General features: G+C 41.8%; 18 protein-coding genes. 3 read left to right on the top strand and 15 right to left on the bottom strand.

What is annotated here, in order from left to right:
- Nucleotides 1–13: 13 nt before the first annotated feature.
- The 14 genes from ruvA to LY11_RS07225 all read right to left on the bottom strand — a co-directional run bounded on the left by ruvA (nucleotide 14) and on the right by LY11_RS07225 (nucleotide 14,864).
- Nucleotides 14–598 (bottom strand): Holliday junction branch migration protein RuvA, encoded by a 585-nt coding sequence (ruvA, locus tag LY11_RS07160; protein WP_111633029.1) that lies wholly within the window; start codon nucleotides 596–598, stop codon nucleotides 14–16.
- Nucleotides 599–604: 6 nt separating this feature from the next.
- Entirely contained in the window at nucleotides 605–2,920 is a 2,316-nt protein-coding gene (locus LY11_RS07165) for an NADP-dependent malic enzyme (RefSeq protein ID WP_111633030.1), read from the bottom strand.
- A 246-nt stretch (nucleotides 2,921–3,166) separates the two neighbouring features.
- The gene (locus LY11_RS07170; protein WP_111633031.1) at nucleotides 3,167–4,495 is read right to left on the bottom strand and encodes a lytic transglycosylase domain-containing protein; all 1,329 of its coding nucleotides are present in this window, start codon (nucleotides 4,493–4,495) and stop codon (nucleotides 3,167–3,169) included.
- A gap of 44 nt (nucleotides 4,496–4,539) precedes the next feature.
- A complete protein-coding gene (gene gatA, locus LY11_RS07175; RefSeq protein ID WP_111633032.1) occupies nucleotides 4,540–5,970 on the bottom strand; it encodes an Asp-tRNA(Asn)/Glu-tRNA(Gln) amidotransferase subunit GatA in 1,431 nt (476 codons plus the stop codon).
- A gap of 39 nt (nucleotides 5,971–6,009) precedes the next feature.
- The gene (gene tatA, locus LY11_RS07180) at nucleotides 6,010–6,210 is read right to left on the bottom strand and encodes a twin-arginine translocase TatA/TatE family subunit (protein ID WP_111633033.1); all 201 of its coding nucleotides are present in this window, start codon (nucleotides 6,208–6,210) and stop codon (nucleotides 6,010–6,012) included.
- Between the two features lie 10 nt (nucleotides 6,211–6,220).
- Nucleotides 6,221–6,736 carry a twin-arginine translocase TatA/TatE family subunit gene (gene tatA, locus LY11_RS27040; RefSeq protein ID WP_245952642.1) on the bottom strand — a complete coding sequence of 172 codons (516 nt, stop codon included), beginning with the start codon at nucleotides 6,734–6,736 and terminating at the stop codon, nucleotides 6,221–6,223.
- Between the two features lie 134 nt (nucleotides 6,737–6,870).
- On the bottom strand, nucleotides 6,871–8,127 hold the full coding sequence (locus tag LY11_RS07190; RefSeq protein ID WP_111633034.1) for a murein hydrolase activator EnvC family protein: 1,257 nt from the start codon (nucleotides 8,125–8,127) through the stop codon (nucleotides 6,871–6,873).
- Between the two features lie 22 nt (nucleotides 8,128–8,149).
- A complete protein-coding gene (locus LY11_RS07195; RefSeq protein WP_111633035.1) occupies nucleotides 8,150–8,941 on the bottom strand; it encodes a DUF4292 domain-containing protein in 792 nt (263 codons plus the stop codon).
- Nucleotides 8,916–10,370, bottom strand: a complete 1,455-nt coding sequence (locus LY11_RS07200) for a tetratricopeptide repeat protein (RefSeq protein ID WP_111633036.1) — start codon at nucleotides 10,368–10,370, stop codon at nucleotides 8,916–8,918. The genes LY11_RS07195 and LY11_RS07200 overlap by 26 nt, the downstream gene beginning before the upstream one ends.
- 11 nt (nucleotides 10,371–10,381) lie before the next feature.
- Nucleotides 10,382–10,813 carry a dUTP diphosphatase gene (gene dut / locus LY11_RS07205; protein WP_111633037.1) on the bottom strand — a complete coding sequence of 144 codons (432 nt, stop codon included), beginning with the start codon at nucleotides 10,811–10,813 and terminating at the stop codon, nucleotides 10,382–10,384.
- Between the two features lie 88 nt (nucleotides 10,814–10,901).
- A complete protein-coding gene (locus LY11_RS07210; RefSeq protein ID WP_111633038.1) occupies nucleotides 10,902–12,404 on the bottom strand; it encodes a lipopolysaccharide biosynthesis protein in 1,503 nt (500 codons plus the stop codon).
- A gap of 30 nt (nucleotides 12,405–12,434) precedes the next feature.
- Nucleotides 12,435–12,707: an acylphosphatase gene (locus LY11_RS07215; protein WP_068405547.1), complete on the bottom strand. Its 273-nt coding sequence runs from the start codon at nucleotides 12,705–12,707 to the stop codon at nucleotides 12,435–12,437.
- Between the two features lie 17 nt (nucleotides 12,708–12,724).
- Nucleotides 12,725–13,666, bottom strand: coding sequence for an NAD(P)H-dependent flavin oxidoreductase (locus tag LY11_RS07220; RefSeq protein WP_111633039.1), 942 nt, complete (start codon nucleotides 13,664–13,666; stop codon nucleotides 12,725–12,727).
- A 22-nt stretch (nucleotides 13,667–13,688) separates the two neighbouring features.
- Nucleotides 13,689–14,864, bottom strand: coding sequence for an amidohydrolase family protein (locus LY11_RS07225; RefSeq protein ID WP_111633040.1), 1,176 nt, complete (start codon nucleotides 14,862–14,864; stop codon nucleotides 13,689–13,691).
- Nucleotides 14,865–15,453: 589 nt separating this feature from the next.
- On the opposite strand from LY11_RS07225, the gene rluF reads away from it, so the two are divergent.
- From rluF to LY11_RS07240, 3 genes are all read left to right on the top strand, one after another.
- A complete protein-coding gene (gene rluF / locus LY11_RS07230) occupies nucleotides 15,454–16,527 on the top strand; it encodes a 23S rRNA pseudouridine(2604) synthase RluF (protein WP_211321502.1) in 1,074 nt (357 codons plus the stop codon).
- A 149-nt stretch (nucleotides 16,528–16,676) separates the two neighbouring features.
- The gene (rlmN, locus tag LY11_RS07235) at nucleotides 16,677–17,738 is read left to right on the top strand and encodes a 23S rRNA (adenine(2503)-C(2))-methyltransferase RlmN (RefSeq protein ID WP_111633042.1); all 1,062 of its coding nucleotides are present in this window, start codon (nucleotides 16,677–16,679) and stop codon (nucleotides 17,736–17,738) included.
- 38 nt (nucleotides 17,739–17,776) lie between these two features.
- Nucleotides 17,777–18,469, top strand: coding sequence for a ComF family protein (locus LY11_RS07240; RefSeq protein ID WP_111633043.1), 693 nt, complete (start codon nucleotides 17,777–17,779; stop codon nucleotides 18,467–18,469).
- A gap of 271 nt (nucleotides 18,470–18,740) precedes the next feature.
- Here LY11_RS07240 and LY11_RS07245 read toward each other — a convergent pair whose 3' ends face one another.
- Complete coding sequence (locus LY11_RS07245) at nucleotides 18,741–21,515, bottom strand: PAS domain S-box protein (RefSeq protein ID WP_111633044.1); 2,775 nt, start codon at nucleotides 21,513–21,515, stop codon at nucleotides 18,741–18,743.
- Nucleotides 21,516–21,523 lie beyond the last annotated feature (8 nt).

Raw genomic sequence — 21,523 nt, forward strand, 5'->3', positions numbered from 1 at the left:
AGGTATTTTTTTATTATAAGTTCTTTAAAGCTATTTTAATCATCTGTTCAACAGTTAAATCCAGTCCGCCATTTTTGATTGCGTTATCTATTGCTTTCTCCGCTGGCGCTTTTGCAAATCCAAGCATCGTTAAGGCTGATAATGCCTCTTCTCTGACCGTATGGTTTAAAGGCGCGGCAATTAACGACCCGGTACCTTCTTTTTTCAATTTATCCTGCAGCTCTAAAACTATGCGCTGTGCACCCTTCGCGCCAATACCTTTGATACGTTGTATCAAAGGTAAATCAGCATTCACTATAGCAGTTTGAATTTCGGCTGGTGTAATAGAAGAGAGCATCATGCGCCCGGTATTCGGCCCGATACCAGAAACTGAAATCAGGTGTAAAAATAACCGGCGTTCTCCTTCATCTATAAATCCATATAAGGTATGTGCATCTTCTTTCACATGCAGCCATACATAGATTTTACAGCGCTCAGCAGTGCCCAGACTGCTATAAGTATTCAATGATATATTGATGTGGTATCCTATACCACCCGCCTCTACCACAATATAAGCAGGACATTTAAAAGTCAGTCTGCCATCAATATAATCAAACATAATATTTTATACTTTACTCGTTTTTTTTAATAATCCTGTTTTTTTAGGCTTCTCGCCTGCTTGTTTACCCTGTACATCCAATACTGCGATCGTTACCATATTCACAATTTCACGCACTGAACTTCCGAGCTGTACTACATGTACTGGTTTTTTTAAGCCTAATAATATCGGGCCTACAGCTTCCGTTTCTCCTAATTCCTGCAGCAGTTTATAGGCAATATTTCCCGACTCCAAGTTTGGGAAAATCAGCGTATTTGCCGGGCTTTCTGCTAATCTACTAAAAGGAAAGTTATCTTTTAACAAAGAATTGCTAATTGCAAAATTAGCCTGCATTTCTCCATCTACTAAAATCTCAGGATGTTTATCGTGTAATATTTTTACTGCCTGTCTTACTTTTTGAGGAACGACACCATCATTCGACCCAAAGTTAGAATAAGAAAGTAAAGCAATTCTTGGTTGTATATTAAATTTAGCTACCGCGCGCTCCAATAATAAGGTCAGATCAACCAGTTCCTGTACTGTAGGATCAACATTTACAGTGGTGTCGCCAAAGAAAACAGGCCCTTTTTTGGTCATCATCATATACATCCCTGCAACTCTGTTTACCCCGGGTGCCGTTCCGATAATCTGCAATGCCGGTTTGATCGTTGAAGCGTAGTTTCTTGTCAACCCGGAAATCATTGCATCAGCCTCTCCGAATTCTACCATCGAGGAACCAAAGTAGTTCCTGTTCCGCATTAATTTAGTGGCTTCAAAAAGCGTAACCCCTTTACGTTGTCTTTTCTGATAAAGCGATTCTGAATACCTCGCCATACGTTCAGGGTCCTGAAGAGGATCGATAATCAATACACCTTCCAGATCCAGTGCCGTTTCTGCGATAATCTGTTGAATCACCTCTTTATTTCCCAGTAAAATAGGAATAGCGATGTTCTCATCCTTCACAATTTGTGCGGCCTTTAAAATCTTATAATTATCGGCCTCGGCAAAAACAACACGTTTAGGATCAGATTTAGCTTTATTGGTGATGGCACGCATGATTGCATCATCCCCGCCAATTCTTTGTTTTAATTCTTCTGCATAAGCATCCCAGTCTGTAATGATTTTACGGGCAATACCAGAATCAATCGCTGCTTTTGCTACCGCAATCGAAACGTTGGTAATTAAACGGGAGTCCATTGGTTTTGGAATGATATACTCCTTACCAAATTTTATATTTCTTTCGTTATAAGCCATATTAACGGCTTCAGGAACAGATTTTTTAGCCAGTTCAGCAATCGCACGTACCGCTGCAATTTTCATTGGCTCGTTGATCCCTGTAGCCCTTACGTCTAATGCACCTCTGAATATATAAGGGAAACCCAATACATTGTTCACCTGGTTAGGATAATCAGAACGGCCAGTAGCCATAATTAAGTCTTTGCGGGAACCAATAGCCAGTTCATAAGCAATTTCCGGATTAGGGTTAGCCATCGCAAACACAATCGGATTGCGCGCCATTGACTTTAACATGTCTGCTGTGACACAGTCGGCCGATGACAAACCAATAAATACATCTGCATCTTTCAATGCTTCTGCAAGCGTCGAAAGGTTTCTTGCAGTTGCAAATTCAGCTTTCGTCGGATCGAGGTTTTCCCTGGTATTACGGATCACGCCCGAGCGGTCACACATCACCAGGTTTTCTTTTTTGGCCCCTAAGGAAATATACAGCCGGCTGCAGGATATAGCAGCTGCACCCGCACCGTTAACCACAATTTTAATCTTCTCTATTTTTTTCTTTTGCAGTTCGCAGGCGTTCAATAATGCTGCAGCAGAAATAATTGCCGTTCCATGCTGATCGTCGTGCATCACCGGAATGTTCATTACCTCTTTAAGACGGCGTTCAATTTCAAAACATTCTGGTGCTTTAATATCTTCCAGGTTAACACCCCCGAAAGTAGGTTCAAGCGCTTTAACGATCTTGACGAAATCGTCCACATTCGTGGTGTCGAGTTCCAGGTCAAAAACATCAATATCAGCGAATATTTTAAACAGCAAACCTTTACCTTCCATCACTGGTTTAGAGGCTTCCGGGCCAATATTACCAAGCCCCAGAACAGCTGTTCCATTACTAATTACTGCAACCAGGTTACCTTTAGCAGTGTATTTATAAACATCTTCAGTATTTTCAGCAATTCTTAAACAAGGTTCGGCTACCCCTGGGGAATAAGCCAATGCTAAGTCTCTTTGTGAATTGGTCGGTTTGGTAGGAATGACTTCTATCTTGCCCGGCCGGCCTTGTGAATGGTAATCTAATGCATCTTGCTTCCTGTTAATTTTGCTCATACGTTTGTTTTGGATAAAAGATTCAAAGTTACAATTCTTTTAATACGCACTAAAATAAAAACACATCGGTCTACATAAATTTAACGCAGGTTTAAAACTTGCGTACAAGCCATTTAAACCCGCCAAAAAGCAAAATTAAATAGGGTTAACAGTGATTTTCAAAAAAAATGCACAAAACGAATATGGAGAAATATTTTAGTAAAAAGATACCTCAACAAGGAATGAACAAAAAGAACAAAGCCGATTTTACAGCCTGTCTGTTATTCTTGATCCGGATTTTCCCTTAGCTTTATAAGAGATATATTTTTTGCCTGATCTGGCTTCAGTTTCACGGGTGTGAGCTGATTTCTGCGCAACTATTAAACGCTGCCCGGGAACGATAGTACTCCCTTTCAGTTTATTCCATACGCGCAGGTCCTGCACTTCAACATTATATTGATTAGCAATTGCAATTAAATTCTGGCCTGCACCAACTTTGTGGTATCTGACCTGGGCACTGCTCTGAGCAGCTTCTTTATGTTTTTTATGCAGTCTCCGGTCATCATTTGAGGCCAGGATAACCCGCGTACTGGTTTCTACGACATTGTTGTTCAGTACTTCATAAATACCTGCAAAATTTGCAAGGCTTACTTTGGGCACAATAATTCTCTTGGGCTGATCCTCTGACCCGTTCACTATTTTCTTTTTATACGAAGGGTTCAAAGTACACAGATCGCTTTCTTCCATCGCCAATGCTTCCGCCAGTTCTGGCAAAGAAACAAAACGGTTCACCTGTATGGTATCCGTTTTAATGGCAAACAGTGATTTCTGCGCTTTAATCTGGTGTTTATCCGGGCAGTTCATCACATAGATTGCTGCAATAAAAGCAGGCACATAATTGCGTGTTTCTTGTGGTAAAAAAGGTCTGATTGCCCAGAAATCTCTTGAATGTGCTTTCGCAATCGCCCTGTTTACATTTCCTGTTCCGCAGTTGTAAGCCGCAATAGCCAGCAACCAGTCACCTAAGTTCTTGTACGCATCCTTGAAATAAGCTGCCGCAGCGTAACTCGCCTGGATAGGATCTTTACGTTCATCCACGAAATTGTCCATGCCCAGTCCATAATCTTTGGCTGTAGAAAACATAAACTGCCATAAACCTGTTGCACCAACTCTGGAAATCGCATGTGAATTCATCGAAGATTCTATGATCGGCAAAAACTTAAGTTCCATAGGAACATCATAAGCTTTCAGTGCATTTTCAAAAATCGGGAAGTAATATTCAGAAAGGCCCAGCATTTTGCCCATCATATCTTTTCTGGCGCTGTAGATGTCGATATAACGCTGAACGGATTCATTATATGTCAACGGGATCTCTTTTTGGATAGAGTCCAGACGTTTTTTATAAGTGAAATTGTAATTGTAAAATAGCGGGTTTTCTAAAACTTCGGGTACTGCGGTGGTATCACCAGTATAAGTAGTAGAAAGGAAGCTGATCGGAGAAATAGAATCCAGCTTGTTGATCTTTTGCTGCGCGCTGCTGTTAAAAGCTGCAAGGATAAATACACAAAATGAGAGGATAAGTACATTTCTTTTCATAGGCGGTCCTTGCAATGCTGCAATTGTAATTTTTGGTTTATGATTTAGGTGGAGCTTAAATAAGTAAAACTTTTGGACAGGGAAAGTAACGCCCCTTCTTCAAAGTGTTTACCCATTAACTGTAGACTTAACGGTAAACCTAGCTTATTATTGCCCAGAGGGATAGCTATTGCCGGAACCCCTGTCAGCGAAGCCAGTACGGTAAAAATATCAGCCATATACATCACCAGCGGATCTTGTATATTTTCACCTATTTTAAATGGCGGTGTAGGTGCAACAGGTGTCAGGATCACATCAAAATCAACCAGTAAGGCTTCAATTTTATCTCTGATCAAACGTCTTACCTGCTGTGCTTTCTGGTAGTAAGCATCATAATATCCCGAGCTCAGTACAAAAGTACCCAGTAAAATCCTTCTTTTCACTTCTTCCCCAAAACCTTCAGCTCTGGATTTCTTGTATAAGCTATTCAGATTCTCTGCCTGCAGATTACGGTATCCATAATGTACCCCGTCATATCTGGAAAGGTTAGAAGAAGCTTCTGCAGCTGTTAATACATAATAAGCAGGAACCAGATAGTCGAGCAAATCGAAAGATACATACTCAATGGTATGTCCTTCTGCTTTAAACTGATCGATAGCTTGCAGAATTGCAGCTTTAATATCCGGATCAAGCGCTTCACTTTCCAGGGTTTCTTTGAGCACGGCAATCTTCTTTGGAGAAGTATCATCCAGTGCAGCCAGGTAATCCGGAACAGGTATGCGGGATACTGTACTGTCATTTTCATCAGCACCAGCGAGTACTTCTAAAAGTAAGGCCGCATCGCTGACCGAGGAAGTAATTGGCCCTACCTGATCAAAAGAAGAGGCATAGGCAATGACACCATATCTTGAAATACGTCCATAGGTTGGTTTTAATCCATAGCAACCACAAAATGCGGCAGGCTGACGGACTGAACCACCTGTATCGGTACCCAGCGCAGACAGGCACATATCGGCTTGTACAGCGACAGCAGAACCTCCCGAGGAACCACCAGCTACTCTTTCTGTATCTGCGGCATTTCGTACAGTGCCGTAATAAGATGTTTCATTGGAACCTCCCATGGCAAATTCATCACAGTTTGTTCTGCCGATGATAATTGCATCTTCCTGAAGCAGCCGTATAACGACCGTAGAAGAATAAGGAGAAATAAATCCTTCGAGCATTTTTGAAGAGGCAGTTGTGATATGATCTTTATACAGGATATTATCCTTGATACCAATCACCATGCCCGCCAGCTTACCGGCAGTACCCTTGTCTATTTTTTGCTGAACGCTGACTGCCTGCTTTTTCGCAGAATCGACAAACACCTCATTGAATACATTGAGGTGTTGCTGTGTTTCTATTTGCGTAAAATAATAGTCGAGTAAATCAGGGAGAACAAGCTTTTTTTGTGCAATAAGCGTTTGTATCTCTGATAGAGAGTTATACTTCTTCAATTATACCAGGTCTAATAAGGATTAAAAATTCAACTAAACCTATTGTGGTTTATGGGTGCTGTTGGAATCAACGTGATCATTATCTGCGCCGTCTTTACCGTCTTTGAATTCTTTAACGCCTTTACCAAGTCCACGCATTAGTTCTGGAATTTTCTTACCGCCAAAAAGCAGCAAAACAACTACCAAAATAATAATGATCTCTGGTGTACCCAGTGCTGCTAATATTGTTGTGTTTAACATGGTTATTGAGTTAAATTTTGTTTTTTTCTATTTCTGATGGTGCTGTTGATGCGTGTGTTTCTGCCGCTGGCGTTTCCGCTACAGGTGTAACATGTGTTTCCACCACAGGCGTAACGTGTGCTGCTGCAGGTGTTACATGTATTTCTGTTGCTGCAGGCGTAACATGTACTTCTGCGACAGGTGCTACGTGCGCTTCCGCTGCTACAGGTGTTTCAGCAACTGTTGCTGTAGGTGCTGACGGATCAACATGAACAGCGTTATTTGCATCATACGCTGCTGTTCCACTTACCGGGTAAGCAGCATCTGTTGCCTTGATTTCATCATCGATGTCCATCGCGTTGATATTGCGGTGAATTTCGCGTTTCACTCCTTCTGAGGCATCTTTAAAATCCCTGATTCCTTTTCCTAATCCTCTTGCGAGTTCCGGTAATTTTTTACCCCCGAATAACAACAGTACTACGGCCAGGATCAGCATAATTTCGCTGCCACCCATATTTAAAAATTCTAATACTACTCCAGTATACATATCAATTAAATTATTAGACTAACAAATATAAACATTTTTCATGCGCACCTTTTGTATTTTCTTGCAGTTCTAATGGCTTTCTAATGTCATTAAACTGATACACTAGCGATCCGCTATGAAAATGCCCCGTTAATTTATTTTGCAATCCATGCCTCAGGATTCAGTTTTGCCTGTCCCCTCATAATTTCAAAATGCAGTACCGCCCCATCAGAAGTTGTCGCTACCGTACCAATACTCTGGCGGGTTTCTACTTTTTCTCCTTTGGATACACTTGGTGATTTCAGATTCTGATAAATCGTGAAATACTCCCCATGACGTATAGCAACTACATAAATCCCCTGGATTACCGTTACAAATAACACTTCTCCACCAAATACAGCACGGACCGTAGCGCCCTCACTGGTCATAATATTTACCCCGTCATTGGTATACCCGGCCTGACCTTCAGTATGTCTTCCAAAACCTTCAGTGATCGATCCTGAAGCCACTGGCCAAGGTAAACGTCCTCTGTTGGTTTCAAATCCTGCAGATAACCTTGCTGCCTCCGGCGTTGCCGTCAGATAGTTACCACTTTTTGGTTTTGGTTTCTCTGCCGGAGCAGGTTTACTTTCTGCTTTTGCTTTCGCTGCGGCAATCCTTGCCTCTTCTTCCGCTCTTTTTCTGGCTAAAGCAATTTCCCTGTTGATCGCATTTCTGATCTCGCGGTCAATTGCTGCCTGTTGTTTTTTTCTTTTGGCTATATCCCGGCCAAATTGTTTTTCCTGTTTGCTGAACTGGTTCAGTACAGTAGCCTGTTCATTTTTATTCTTAGCCAGCTTTCCCTGCTCACTTTCCTGTTCCTTTAATAAACTGCTCTTTGCCTTTAAGCTTTTATCCAGTACTACAATTTTATAGTTCAGGTTCTTTTCAGTTCCCTGGATGTAGTCCGCTTGTTTTTTACGGTACTGTCCAAACTGCTGTAAATATTTTATTCTTTTATAAGCCTGGTTAAAATCACGTGCCGCAAAAATAAACATCATCTTATCGTATGAATTTCTATTGCGCTGTGCAAACCTGATCATTCCGGCATATTCTTTTTTAAGCTGTGCCAGCTGACCCTGCAATGAATGTACGGTGTTTTTATTCTCATGGATCTCATTGTCCAGATTTTTTATTTCTGAGTTGATAACCGTGATTTTACTTTGCATCAAGCTAATTTTCGTACTTAACGCACGTATCTCACTTAAAGTAAGCTTCTTACCCTGAGCTGCCTTATTCAGGTTTTTCTGTAAAAGTTCAATCTCACGCTGGATGGCTTCCTTCTTCCGCTTTAACTGAGAGCTGCTCTGGGCAAAGGCTGCCGGCGCAAACGCGATAAAAAGAAGAAATAAAAGTAATTTGTGTAGCTTCATTGCATCAAAAGTATAAAAAAAATTAGTTTATTATCTCAAACCTTTTAGGAAGAGTGAACGGATAATCCAGTTGAACATTGCGTTCTATTTTTGAAAAGTCAAAAGCCAGATTGGTTTTCTTAGCCCCTGACACAGAATTGATTTTAATCACCGAAGGAAATAAAGCGTCCGTTACCTGCTGATAATCCGAATAAACAACCTTCAGCGCTTTCGCTGCCCTCACCTCGTTCATATTCAGCTCACCCGTCTTCAGCAGCGTATTAAACAAGACCCTGAAGGCCAGTTCCCCCTGCGTTCCGCTGGCAGTAAACACGCCCCCGCTGGAATTCAGTTCCGCCTGATCATTTGTAAATTCGGCAATCGTATTTCCCGTCAGTATAGCTTGCAGCATTTTGAAAGTCACCTGTTTATTGGTAAAACTGTTCAAATAGCTGAAAGGCTTTTTAACCGCCAGTGACTGTAAATTGTTACGTAAAAGGACGCTATCCGGTGTAATCAATGCCCTGGCAACTTCAATTCCTGCAATGGCTGTTACGCTGGCCCATATTTTCTGATCCTTCTGAATCCTGATTGTGATGTTCACATTGTTGACGTTCCCATTCATATCCAGGTTCACTTTCCCTTTCATCGCTAAGGTATTAAAAGGAATATCTTTTCCTTTCAGCAACACCAGGTTTTCCGCCTTCTTGCGGTTAGCCACAGGCACTACGGCAGTATCCGGAGTTTTAACAATAACTTTTTTGGTCTTACACGCCAGTACAGTGCTTAACAGCAAAAGAACCAGCAGACTATTTCGTAAGGTACTTCTTCTCATTTATTTTTCGTTTTAACAGCGGCGAATCATTGCCTGCATCCCTGGATTTCTTCCATTGTATCAATGCCTCGTCCGGCGTTCCGGTATGGAATAAAATATCCCCATAATGCTCCAGATACACGCTATTTTCAGCTTCATTATGCTGAAGGGATTTCTCTATCCATGTTTTGGCCAGCTCATATTTTCCCTTTTTCAGTAAGATAAACGCGTAAGTATCCGCCACAGAAGCATCCCTTGGCAGTGCATTGGCGGCAACAGCGATCAATCCTTCTGCCTTATCCAGGTTTTCATTCCTTAACGCCAGGTAGTACGCATAATTGTTCATAATCAGAAAATTCTGCGGGTCCAGGCTTACTGCTTTCTCAAAAGCCTGATCTGCCGCCGACACTTTCCCCTGATCAATTAATATCTCTGCCTGCAACGCGGAAATCAGTGCCTGAAGCTCCTTATTTTCCCCATCCAGTGCCATCGCAGACTTAATATGTTCCAGTGCCTCTTTATTCTGATCCTCCCGGTGCAGGGCGAAGGCCATGTAATAATATAAAATAGCCTGGTTGGGATAGACCGCCAGCGCAGCTTCACCAACCCCGATCATCTGCTTATATTGTCCCATCAGAATGGAAATATTGAGTACTTTTTCCCAAACCCCATACAACTGGTCCGTCAATTTCAATGCCTTTTTATAATGCTCCAATGCAGCTGGCAAATTTCCTGTTTCATATAAAACGTCTCCATAAAGCGCCAGGAACAGCGGATCATCCTGATGTGTGCCGGCAATATTTTCTAATACTCTGGAGGCTGCCATAAATTTCTTTTGAGAGAGGAACAGCGTAGCTGCTGCCATCGCCTCGGTTGCATTTGCATTTGCAGGCGCAACCACCTCCGCCGGCCCGCCGATTATCCGCTGACGTGCTCTGGTGAGCGCTTCTGAAGGGCCAAATTTCTTTTCTACCAGTGCATAAGCGGCCAGCGCCTCCTCCTTTCTCCCGGAGATAGCAATTGCATTGGCACGGTCAAACTGGTAGCTCTGCTGTTCCGGAGCAAGCCGGATCAGCTGATCAAAAACCGGGATCAGGCGGTCCATACTCCCGGTACTCTTATAAAGCTCGGCCATCAACTTCCAGTACCACGGATTATTCTTGTCAATATTCACTGCCGTTGTGATGGCTGTTTCAGCTTCAGGCATTTTATTTTGTCTGAAGTTCAGCAAAGCGATCTCATACCAGGCAGCGGCACTACCAGCATCGATAGCTGTTATTTTCGTAAAGTTCTCATTGCTCCTTACGTAGTTCTCTTTGAGCTTATCACTCAAACCCGCAAAAAAAAGTTGTTTAATGCGTATACTATCCCTGGCCGAAACGGGCAGCCGCTGGGCAACTGACGATAGGGTCAGGAATAGCATACCGCATAAAACAACGATCCTGTTCATTTATTTAAGGTTTATTTACCTGTATGTCCATAACCACCTTCACCACGTGCAGTATCACTTAATTCTTCTGCACTTTCCCAGCTGATAGTTTCATGTTTAGAGATTACCATCTGGGCAATTCTGTCTCCATTATTCACTACAAAATCAGTATCAGAAAGATTGATCAGCAATACTTTGATCTCTCCGCGGTAATCTGCATCAATAGTTCCCGGAGAATTAACGATGCTGATCCCATGCTTATAAGCCAAACCACTGCGCGGGCGGATTTGCGCTTCATAGCCCACAGGCAATTCGATATGCAAACCTGTAGGTACCAGTGTGCGCTGCATAGGTTTGATTACGATCTCTTCCGTTACAAAAGCTCTCATGTCCATTCCTGCTGCATGAACTGTTTCATATTGAGGCAATGCCAATCCTGATTTGTTGATAATATTAATCTTCATCTTTTTCTATTTATTTAGTAGTAAAACCCTGTTAAACAGGCTTCTGTTATTTTCAATATCTATTTCCGCTACAAGCCTTGTGAATTGTTTATCTCTTGCCTAAAAGCACCTTTAGCTCATCCTTTTCCACATAGAAGATCCCTGCGAAGAACAGCACTAACAATCCATTCCCAATATAGATATTCCTGTGAAATACCCAGAAAGACAAAATCACAATAACCACTGAGCTCACCAGGTAAACCAAGATCCGTTTCAGGTTATACGGGATCGGATAATATTTCTGTCCCAGAATATAAGACATCACCATCATCACAAAATAAGCCAGCATTGAAACCCAGGCAGACCCCATATAACTATATCTTGGGATCAGTATAAAGTTAAATATGATTGTAATAATTGCTCCTGCTACTGAAAGGTACAAACCAAAACGCGTCTGATCTGACAACCTGTACCAGATAGAAAGGTTCATATAAATACCCAGGCAGACATAACCAAACAACAAGTAAGGCACAGCTGGCAGTCCTGACCAGTATTGAGCGGTATGTGCTGCGTCCCCTTTGATGAAATATTTAAGGATCTCAATATTTGCGACCAGGGCGACGAACAGCAACGAAAGTGCAATCACAAAATAATGCAGAATCGTTGCATAGGTTTTCCTTGCATTTTCATGTTTCGCATGACTAAAAAAGAACGGTTCCGCTCCCAGTCTGAAAGCTGTAATAAAAATACTTAAGAAAATTGCAATTTTACAAACCGCGCCATAAATCCCGACATCGATGTCTGCCACAGCCTTTGGCAATAATTTACTCAGTACAATCTTGTCCAGGTTCTCATTGATAATAAAAGACAAGTTGGCCACTAAAATAGGCCAGCTGTAAGAGATCATCTTCAGGAACATTTCTTTATCAAACTTAAATCTGATCTGAAGGAATTCAGGCAACAGCAATAAAAACGTAAGGATACTGGCAGCCAGGTTGGAGATAAAAACATAGCCCACCCACTGATAATGATACCAGCTCTCAAACCACGATGCCAGTGGCCAGTTGTGCTTAATAATCAGAGGGATCACAAAGATAAAGAACAGGTTTAGACCAACAAAACTCCCGATATTCAGGAATTTAATCACGCTATACCTGAACGCTTTATTATCTGCCCTGATTTTGGCAAAAGGGATCACGCAGATCGCATCTACAAATAAGATCCCCACAAAGTACTTCACATATCTTTGATAATCCAGCGCCTGCGCCTGCTCTCCATTATTGATCCAGGAGGCGATTGAATCGGCAAAAACGGAGCCTGTAATCAAAAATAGCCCTGCAATAAAGGCTATACAGATAAATGAATTGTTGTATACCGCATCCTTTTTATCCTCATGCTTATTCAGGTACCTGAAATAGGTACTTTCCATTCCGAAAGCGAGCACCGCATTGATCAGCGATGCGTAGCTGAAAAGTTTGGTCAAAATACCAAATGTGCCGGGCAGATAAGCCTTGACATAAATTGGGGTTAATATAAAATTGAGTAGTCTGGAAAGTATGGTACTTACCCCATAAACTGCCGTCTGACCTAAAAACTTCTTTAAAACTGACACCTGATCTGATTAACGGATAATAAAGCGGACTTATTTCTTAATGATCTCAAAATTACGATAGTTTTTCAGTTCGCCCGGTGTGATCTCCACCTTTTCTATCTTGGCACGGTCCGGCCCTTCATTGCACCATTCCTCAAAAATATCCAGCAAAGTATCGTCTCCTTCCGCCTCAATGTACAAACTTCCGTCCTTCTCATTCTTGATGATCCCGCGGACCCCCATCTGGTCTGCGACTACTTTCGTGGTATATCTGAACCCCACCCCCTGTACTGTTCCTGTTATTCTGATTATAATTTGCTTCATCTGTTTATATTACTTCCTTAAAACTTACTAACCCTATCTTTCTCTTTCAAAAACCCCTGCCATATCTCCTTTAAAATATCCGCAGCAGGCCTGATCTCTTTCAGTAATGCCGAAACCTGGCCAATCTCTAATTCGCCTTCCTCTAAATTGCCCTCAAACATACCTAATTTTGATCTTGCGCGTCCTAACAAGCCCCTTAATGTTTCGGCATCTGCTCCCTGCGCTTCCGCTGTTGCAATACTCAGCTCAAAAGGATTTTTCAGTAACCTGACCGGAACCAGCTTCTGCAACCTTAATTTGGTATCCCCTTCCACAGCGCCGATTACCCGCTCCTTAAAAGAAACATGTGCCGAAGACTCCTGCGCAACCGCAAAAGCAGAACCTATTTGCACGCCCTCAGCTCCCAGCGCCATAGCTGCCAGCATACTGCGCCCTGAGGAAATCCCTCCCGCTGCAATAACCGGAATACGCACTGCATCAGAAATCATCGGGATCAGACACATCGTGGTAGTTTCCTCCCTTCCATTGTGTCCGCCCGCTTCAAAGCCTTCCGCAACAACCGCATCCACTCCGCAAGCCTCAGCCTTTAAAGCGAACTTTGTGTTGGAAACCACATGCACTACCGTAATCTGTGCCGCTTTCAAAAAATCAGTCCACGCCGCCGGGTTACCTGCTGAAGTAAAAACAATCTTTACTCCCTCAGCAACCAAAATCTGCATAATCTCTTCCACATTCGGATAGATCATTGGCACATTCACTGCAAAAGGCAAAGCAGTGGCCTTTTTAATTTTCCGGATATGTTCCCTTAAAACCTCAGGGTACATAGAACCCGCCCCGATAATCCCTAAACCACCGGCATTTGAAACCGCTGCAGCAAGCTTCCAGCCACTGCACCAGATCATGCCCGCCTGGATAATCGGGTATTGAATTTTAAACAAAGCGGTAATACGATTTGACATATACTTTTCCTTAAATTATTCCTTATATTATTCTTTCGATAGAAGTTTCGGCCGTAATCAGCTCTCCCTTCAAACCCTTAATCAGATTTAGCCCCGGTTTCTTTCCCTTTTCCAAACTCCCGAACTTCGCTTCAACCCCCAGGAAAGCTGCCCCGTTCAGCGTTGCCCAGGAAAGTAATTCCTCAAAGGGAACTCCCTTTTGCGCTTGCAAAATCTTCATTTCCGCTAAAATGCTCAACTGATGATTGCTCGCTAAACTATCCGTTCCTAAAGTAATCCTTACCCCGGCCTCCCTTAACAAGTCTACATCCGGCAACCTATTCTCAATATATAAATTCGCACCCGGGCACAAACACCAATAAAGGTGCTGATGCTGTAATTGCGCAAACACGACATCTGCTCTGCTCGTCAAAGTATTGTGAACCAGCAGCGTTTTCGCATCCCCCGATAAAAACGGCAAATAACTCTGTAAAGAAGTCTTTCCTTTCGCTTCAAAAAAGCCAATATCCAGCCCAAGGAATTCATACAACTTCAGAAAATGCCCCTCTTTCGACTCAAAAAACAAATTCTCATCCAAAGTTTCCTGATTGTGAATAGAAACCGACTCATGCGCATCACCTGAAACCTTTTTAATCTCTCCAAACAACTCTGCTGAAACCGAATAAGGCGCATGAGGGACAATCGTGGCCCTCAAAGGCAAAAACTCATCCCTTGTCGCTATAGCCTTCTGAATAATCTCATCCGCTCTTACCGGATTAAAACCCATCGCCTCCACAAAAGTATGGTAGTAAATTTTGCTCTTAAGTTTTACCTCTCTGGAATAAATCTGGTTGGAAATATCGCCTGTTGCAACAATACCAAGCCTGTACATTTCCGAATCCGCGAGTTCCATCGCCTTCTGAATTTCAGCCTCAGAAGCCGCTCTCTGCTGCATCACCTGCTGTACAAACCCCGGTAATCCCGTATGTTCCGCTATTTTCCCGGCAAGGTGTGATAACTCCAAATGACAATGCGTATTCACCAAACCCGGCACCAACACCCCATCATAATATTTTATCCCCTTAATATTTAGTGCTTCTCCCTGCTCTGCAGTCCATACATCTGTAACAGTGCCATCATCACTAACAGCAACTATTCCATTCCGTAAAGGTGCAGTACTAACCGGATAAACCCATGTTGCCGACAAATAAGAACTCATATTTACAAAGTACGGTTATTCTGCCCAAACGCTAAAAAAATCCAGAGAATTTATCGCCATTAAAAACCAAACACAATAAACAAGAACCTAAACAACAACCTGTTAACACCCTGTACTGTAAAGTATTAGAAAGTCCTTGAAATGACATTGGAATGAGGTTGGAATGACTGTGGTCATTGCAAGGTCATTCCAACGTCATTCCAACCTCATCCCAAGGTCATTCCAAGGCACTATTCAACCCCTTCTCAACACCTGTTCTTGAGGGCGAGGCCATGTTTTGGGTTTTTAAACTTTGCCAGTTAACACCAGTAACAGACACTTTGTCAAGTGAAACCAAGAATACAAACTCTCTCAAACCAGCTGCAATGCGTATATCAAATTTGTAAAGCGATCAAATATTCCTCCTTGCTATCCATATTATATGTATGGAGGGACCTGGTGAAATTTCAAAAAAACAGTTGCTAATTTCGCAGCCTGTTTCATTCTTCAATGAAATCGAGCAAGAAATAGCAACTGTTTTTTTGAAATCCCATTATTTTCATAGCATATATGAGTATAAATTGATTACTTTGTAAAAAGAAATACTATTATGTCCGATTCTACCACCCGATTAAATAAATACATTAGTGAAAGCGGCATGTGCTCGCGCAGAGCAGCAGACAGATACATTGAACAGGGAAATGTGTTTATTAATGGCAGAAAGGCCAAAGTTGGCGACCAGGTTTACTTCGGTGACCTGATTACGGTAAACGGACAAACCATTGAACCAAAAGAAGTAGACAACTCTATTCTGCTTGCATTTAACAAACCCGTAGGTGTAACCAGTACTACAGAAGCTGGCGTAAAAAGCAATATTGTTGATTACGTAAACCATAGCGAGAGAGTCTTCCCAATTGGAAGACTGGACAAAGACTCCCAAGGATTGATCTTCATGACCAATAACGGAGACCTGGTTAACAAAATCCTTCGTGCCGGAAACAACCATGAAAAAGAATACCTGGTTACCGTTAATAAACCATTAACCGACCAGTTTATTACTAACATGGGAAAAGGCGTACCCGTATTAGGGGTAATGACTAAAAAATGTAAAGTAACTAAAGAAAGTCCTTTCATCTTCAAAATCACTTTAATTCAAGGTCTGAACAGACAAATCAGACGCATGTGTGAACACTTCGGATTTGAAGTTACCAAATTGGAGCGTATTCGTATTATGAATATCAACCTTAAAGGTCTTCCAGTTGGAGAATGGAGAGAATTCACTCCGGAAGAACTGACAGAAATCCATAACATGATTGCAAAATCAAGCTCTGTCGAACATGCCGCTGCAAAAAGAGTAGTTAAAAAAGCAAAAACAACTACTGTTGCACCAGAAGAAGCTAACGTAACTCCCGCAAAAGCATTCAGAGCAAGACCAGCAGGCCCATCCAAAGGAAAACCAAGACCAACAACCCCAAGAGGCGAAAGAAGCGAGCGCGGAGGAGAGAGAAGTGAAAGAGAAGAAAAACCACCAAGAGGCTCCAGAGCAAAACCGGCATCATCATTCAAAGCACCAGCTGCGACTAGTGACTGGAACAAAAGCAATGGCCCAAGCAGAAGATCAGTGAAACCAACAAAAGGAAGATCAGGATCAGCACCAGCAAAAACAAGAAGTCCAAAACGCTAAACATCAACAACTTAGCACATCATAAAATATCTTCAATTTGCATGACCCTAATTATCATTAAGGTCATGCAAATTTCATAACTTACTAAAAACAAGTAAGTTCCAATGAAAAATTGGGAGGCTTATTATTTTTAGGTAACTTTGCATCAAATGCTAGTAACAACTAAAACTGATATACGTTCTCTGAGTCTTATCCAGCTTCAGCAGCACTTTACTGAAATGAAAGAACCCGCTTACCGTGCCAAACAGGTTTACCAATGGCTATGGGAGAAATCTGCGCGTTCTTTTGAAGAAATGAGTAACCTGTCTAAAGACCTGAGAAAAAAACTGGACGAGAACTATACTATCAATGCAGTTGAGGTCAATAACACCCAATTCAGTAACGACCAAACCATTAAAAACACCTTTCGTTTATTCGACGGAAACATTGTAGAAGGCGTGCTGATTCCAATGGAAGAGCGCATGACCGCCTGTGTAAGCTCCCAGGTAGGCTGCAGTTTATCCTGTAAATTCTGTGCAACAGGCTACATGGACAGAAAACGTAACCTGAATGCCGATGAAATCTACGACCAGGTAGTTCTGATTGATCAGCAGGCCAAAAAGAATTACAATGCCCCCTTAACCAATATCGTGTATATGGGTATGGGAGAGCCTCTTTTAAACTATGCAAATGTCATGAAATCAATAGAGCGCATTACAGCTCCCGATGGATTGAACATGTCTTATAAGAGAATTACTGTCTCTACAGCAGGTATCGCTAAAATGATCAGGAAACTCGCAGACGATGGCGCTAAATTTAACCTTGCCTTATCCCTGCACGCCGCAGATGACAAGAAGAGAAACGAAATTATGCCTATCAATGAGCAAAACACTTTAAAAGTACTCGCTGAAGCCTTAAAATACTACTTCGCTAAAACAAAAAACCCTGTTACCTACGAATATATCGTCTTCAATAACTTTAACGACGAGCTTCAGGATGCTATAGATCTGGCTAAATTCTGTAAACACGTACCCTGTAAAGTGAACCTGATTGAGTACAACCCAATTCAGTTTGCAGACTTTATCAATGCAGAAGGAGATAAAATTGATGCCTTCTCCAACTATCTGAAAAGTCAGGGTGTGAATACCAATATCAGACGCAGCCGTGGTAAAGACATTGATGCTGCCTGCGGACAGCTTGCGGTAAAAAACCAGCCAGAGGAAGCCGTATAAGTTAACTAATCCCGGCAAATCAGGGGTACATTGCACAGATGTCCCTGATTCAACAAATTTTTGCTGACCTTTTCCACCTGCTCTTTCCAAAGAAGTGCAATGGCTGTGGCAACACGCTATTTAATGGAGAAAAAACGATCTGCATCAAATGCCTGCATGACCTTCCCTTTACAGATTTTCATTTATATCCTGAAAATCCTGCAGCCAGGTTATTCTGGGGCAGACTACCCATCCACCAGGTCAACGCCCTCTTATATTTTAAAAAAGGCACCAAAGTCCAGCAACTGATCCATCAATTAAAATACCAGGGCCAAACAGACATCGGCTTCCTGTTAGGTAAAATGATGGGCGAAAAAATGCTGCTATCAGAACAAAGGCCCGATTTAATCGTCCCCATCCCGCTTCATCAGAAAAAACAACGCAGCAGAGGCTATAACCAAAGTTTATCTATTGCAGAAGGAATAGCCCATATTTTACAATGCCCCATCAATACCTACCTGCTTGTAAGAAAAATCAACACCACCACACAAACAAAGAAAAGCAGGTATGAACGTTTTGAAAACTTAAAAGCCGCATTTGAACTCCAACAATCCTTTAATTTAAACAATCTCCATATCTTGCTTGTTGATGACCTCCTTACTACCGGAGCCACATTAGAAGCCTGCGGCAAGCTATTACTGGATAACGGGTTAAATAAACTCTCCATAGCCACCCTTGCTTACACCAAATAAAAAAATACGCACTCAGCATAACATTTATATTTTATGCTCGTTTATATATTCGAGAGCGTTAATTTAGATGGTAAGGGTCGATATTTTCTTCATAGAAATATCGGCCCTTTATCTTTTCAGCAATCTTCAGTCTTTTTCAAAAAAAACAATTTATCAAAAACAATATGCCAGCTTAATCGTTTATATATACGAGAGCGTTAATTTAGGAGTCGGAATTTCAGAAATGGAGTTCCGGCTCTTTTTTTGGAGGCCGGTTAAGGAGCTAATTTTGCTATTCCTTTTCGCGCGAAAGGAAACCAAACAGCAGTTGTTTAATCTCTTCGGGATTAAACGGTTTTAATACATGGCCATTCATGCCACATTCATTAAATTTATAATGGTCATTTTTAAGCGTAGAAGCAGTCAGTGCAATGATAGGAACCTGTTTATAATAAGCCCCGCTAATATCCCTGATAATCCCTGTAGTTTCGAAACCATCTATCCCCGGCATTTTAATATCCATAAAGATCAGATCAAAACTCTCGGTCATAATCTTCTCTATCGCTTCATACCCATTCACCGCAGCTTCAATTTCTAGTCCCCATTTGCTCAGAATACGCTTGGCAATTAAGATATTAATTTCATTATCATCGACAACCAATATCCTTTTACCTACAAAAACACTCATTTCCGTACTATTGCCCGGCGCGGCAGATATTTCGGCTGTTTTACTAAAGGCAATTTCAAAAGAAAACGTTGTGCCCTCTCCCTCAGTACTGTCTACAATAATATCAGAATTGAACATCTGCAGCAACTTTTTCGTAATCGCCAGTCCCAGTCCTGTACCTCCATATTTTCTGGAAATATCTGTTTTAGCCTGTGTAAAAGTCTCAAAAATATAACTCTGCTTATCTTTAGGTATACCTATCCCATTATCTGTAATCTCGAACCTGATAATCGACTCTTTTTCATTCTGTCCGGCAAGGGTCAGAATCAGCTGCACCTGTCCATTCTCCGTAAACTTAATGGCATTCCCTAAAAAGTTCATCAAGATCTGGTAAAGCCTGTTTTTATCCCCTGAAATCAGGGAAGGAATAGCAGGATCAAAAACAAGATTTAACTGATTGCCCTTCTTCCTGACATTAACTTGCAGCGAATTGATAATATCATTTGCCAGCGTTTTAAGATTGAATGGAAATACTTCCAGTTCCATCTTACCGGTTTCCATCTTTGTGAAATCAAGGATGTCGTTAATGATATGCAATAAGTTCTCCCCGGAAAATTTAAGAATATTTAAATCATCGATCTGTGAGATCTTAGGGTCATTGTCCAGTAACAAATGCGTCATGCCAATCACGGCATTCAAAGGAGTCCGGATTTCATGGCTCATCACCGAAAGAAACATTTCCTTTGCTTCACTCAGCTTTAAGGCCTGTTCTTTCGCTTCGATCATTTCTTTCTCAATCTGCTTACGCTGTGTGATGTCAGAGATCAGATCTATTTGCCGCTCTACTTTGCCCTTACTATTAATAATGGGTGTATTCGACACAGAAAGCCAGACCGTAGAGCCATTTTTCTTCTCTGCCAGTACCTCTATCGTATAAGATTGGTTGTTTTTGCTTTTATCGCGCGAGGTGGATATTAATTCCTGATCATAAAAATTAGGAGAAAGAATATTTCCTAAATGATGTCCATAGAGTTCTTCTTTCTTATAACCGGTCAGCTTTTCCAGAGATTGATTGACCCAGGTGGTAATCCCTTCATTATCCTGGATATTCACGCCCGTATTCGTTTTACTGGCTACCATGGACAGCACCTGTAATTCTTCTTCCGCTCTTTTTTTATCAGTAATATCAATGATAATCTCAACTTCGATTTCTACATTACCCCTGTCATCCAGGACTACTGTATTGTAAACGGAAAGCCAGATTTCCTTTTTATCTTTTCGATAAGCCAGCATATCAATCGTAAAAGACTGCCTTTGTTTGGTCAGTCTTCTGACTTCATCAATCAGCTCCAGATCTGTATTAGGGCCAACGATCAGATCTCCGAGCCGTTTTCCTTTGACATCCTCCAGGCAAAACCCGGTAATTTTCTCAAAAGCTGCATTTACCCAGGTCACATGATTATCTGCATCATTAATGACCACTGCATTATTTACTTTGCTGGCCACAAATGATAGTTTCATCAAATCACTTTCTACCTTTTTATTGTCGGTAATGTCTCTTCCATAGGTATACCAGCGCCTGTTTTTGGAAACCAGCGACCAGCTGATCCAGCGGATAACATCATCCCGGCCAATGACTCTGAAGTCAATATGAAGTTCTTTGTAATTATTCCCCAGCCCATCTGCTATACTTTTCATCACCCGGGGAATATCTTCCGGGTAACAAACATCTAAAAGGCCAAGTTCCATAGCTTCTGCCACAGTATAACCTAATAAACGGGTAACGGCTCCGTTCACAAACAAGACCTTACCCCTGAAGTCAAGAATACAATGGATTTCGGGAGAAACCCCTGTAATATCCAGAAGTTCCTGGCAGCGGGTCACACTGGAACGAATCTGTTCATCTTTTTTCCTCAGCACCAGGTGCACCACGACTTCCTGCGCAATTCCTTTCAGGATCTCTTTCTGACTGTCCGTAAATTGACGGGGAACCAAATCAAATACGCAGAGTGTGCCCAGTACAAAACCATTATCATCAATTAATGGAGCGCCGGCATAATACCTGATGTAGGGTTCGGAAACGACCACCGGATAATCGGTAAAGCGACTGTCTTTCAGTGTATCGCAGATTTCGAAAACTGTATTTCCCTGGATAGTATATTCGCAAAAAGACTGTTTGCGGGGAAATTCCTTTAGCTCAACGCCAACGGAAGATTTAACCCATTGCCTCTCTTTGTCTAACAGAGAAATCAAGGCAATGGGTATATTAAATATTTGCGTCGCAAGCTTCGTTAGGTTATCAAAGCTTTTTTCAACAGGGGTATCAAGGATATGATATGCGTATAAGGCACATAATCTCTCTTTTTCACTAGGTGACAATACTCCTGTATTTATTGGCATAATTGATT

Source organism: Pedobacter cryoconitis, assembly GCF_003259615.1.
Lineage (GTDB): Bacteria > Bacteroidota > Bacteroidia > Sphingobacteriales > Sphingobacteriaceae > Pedobacter > Pedobacter cryoconitis.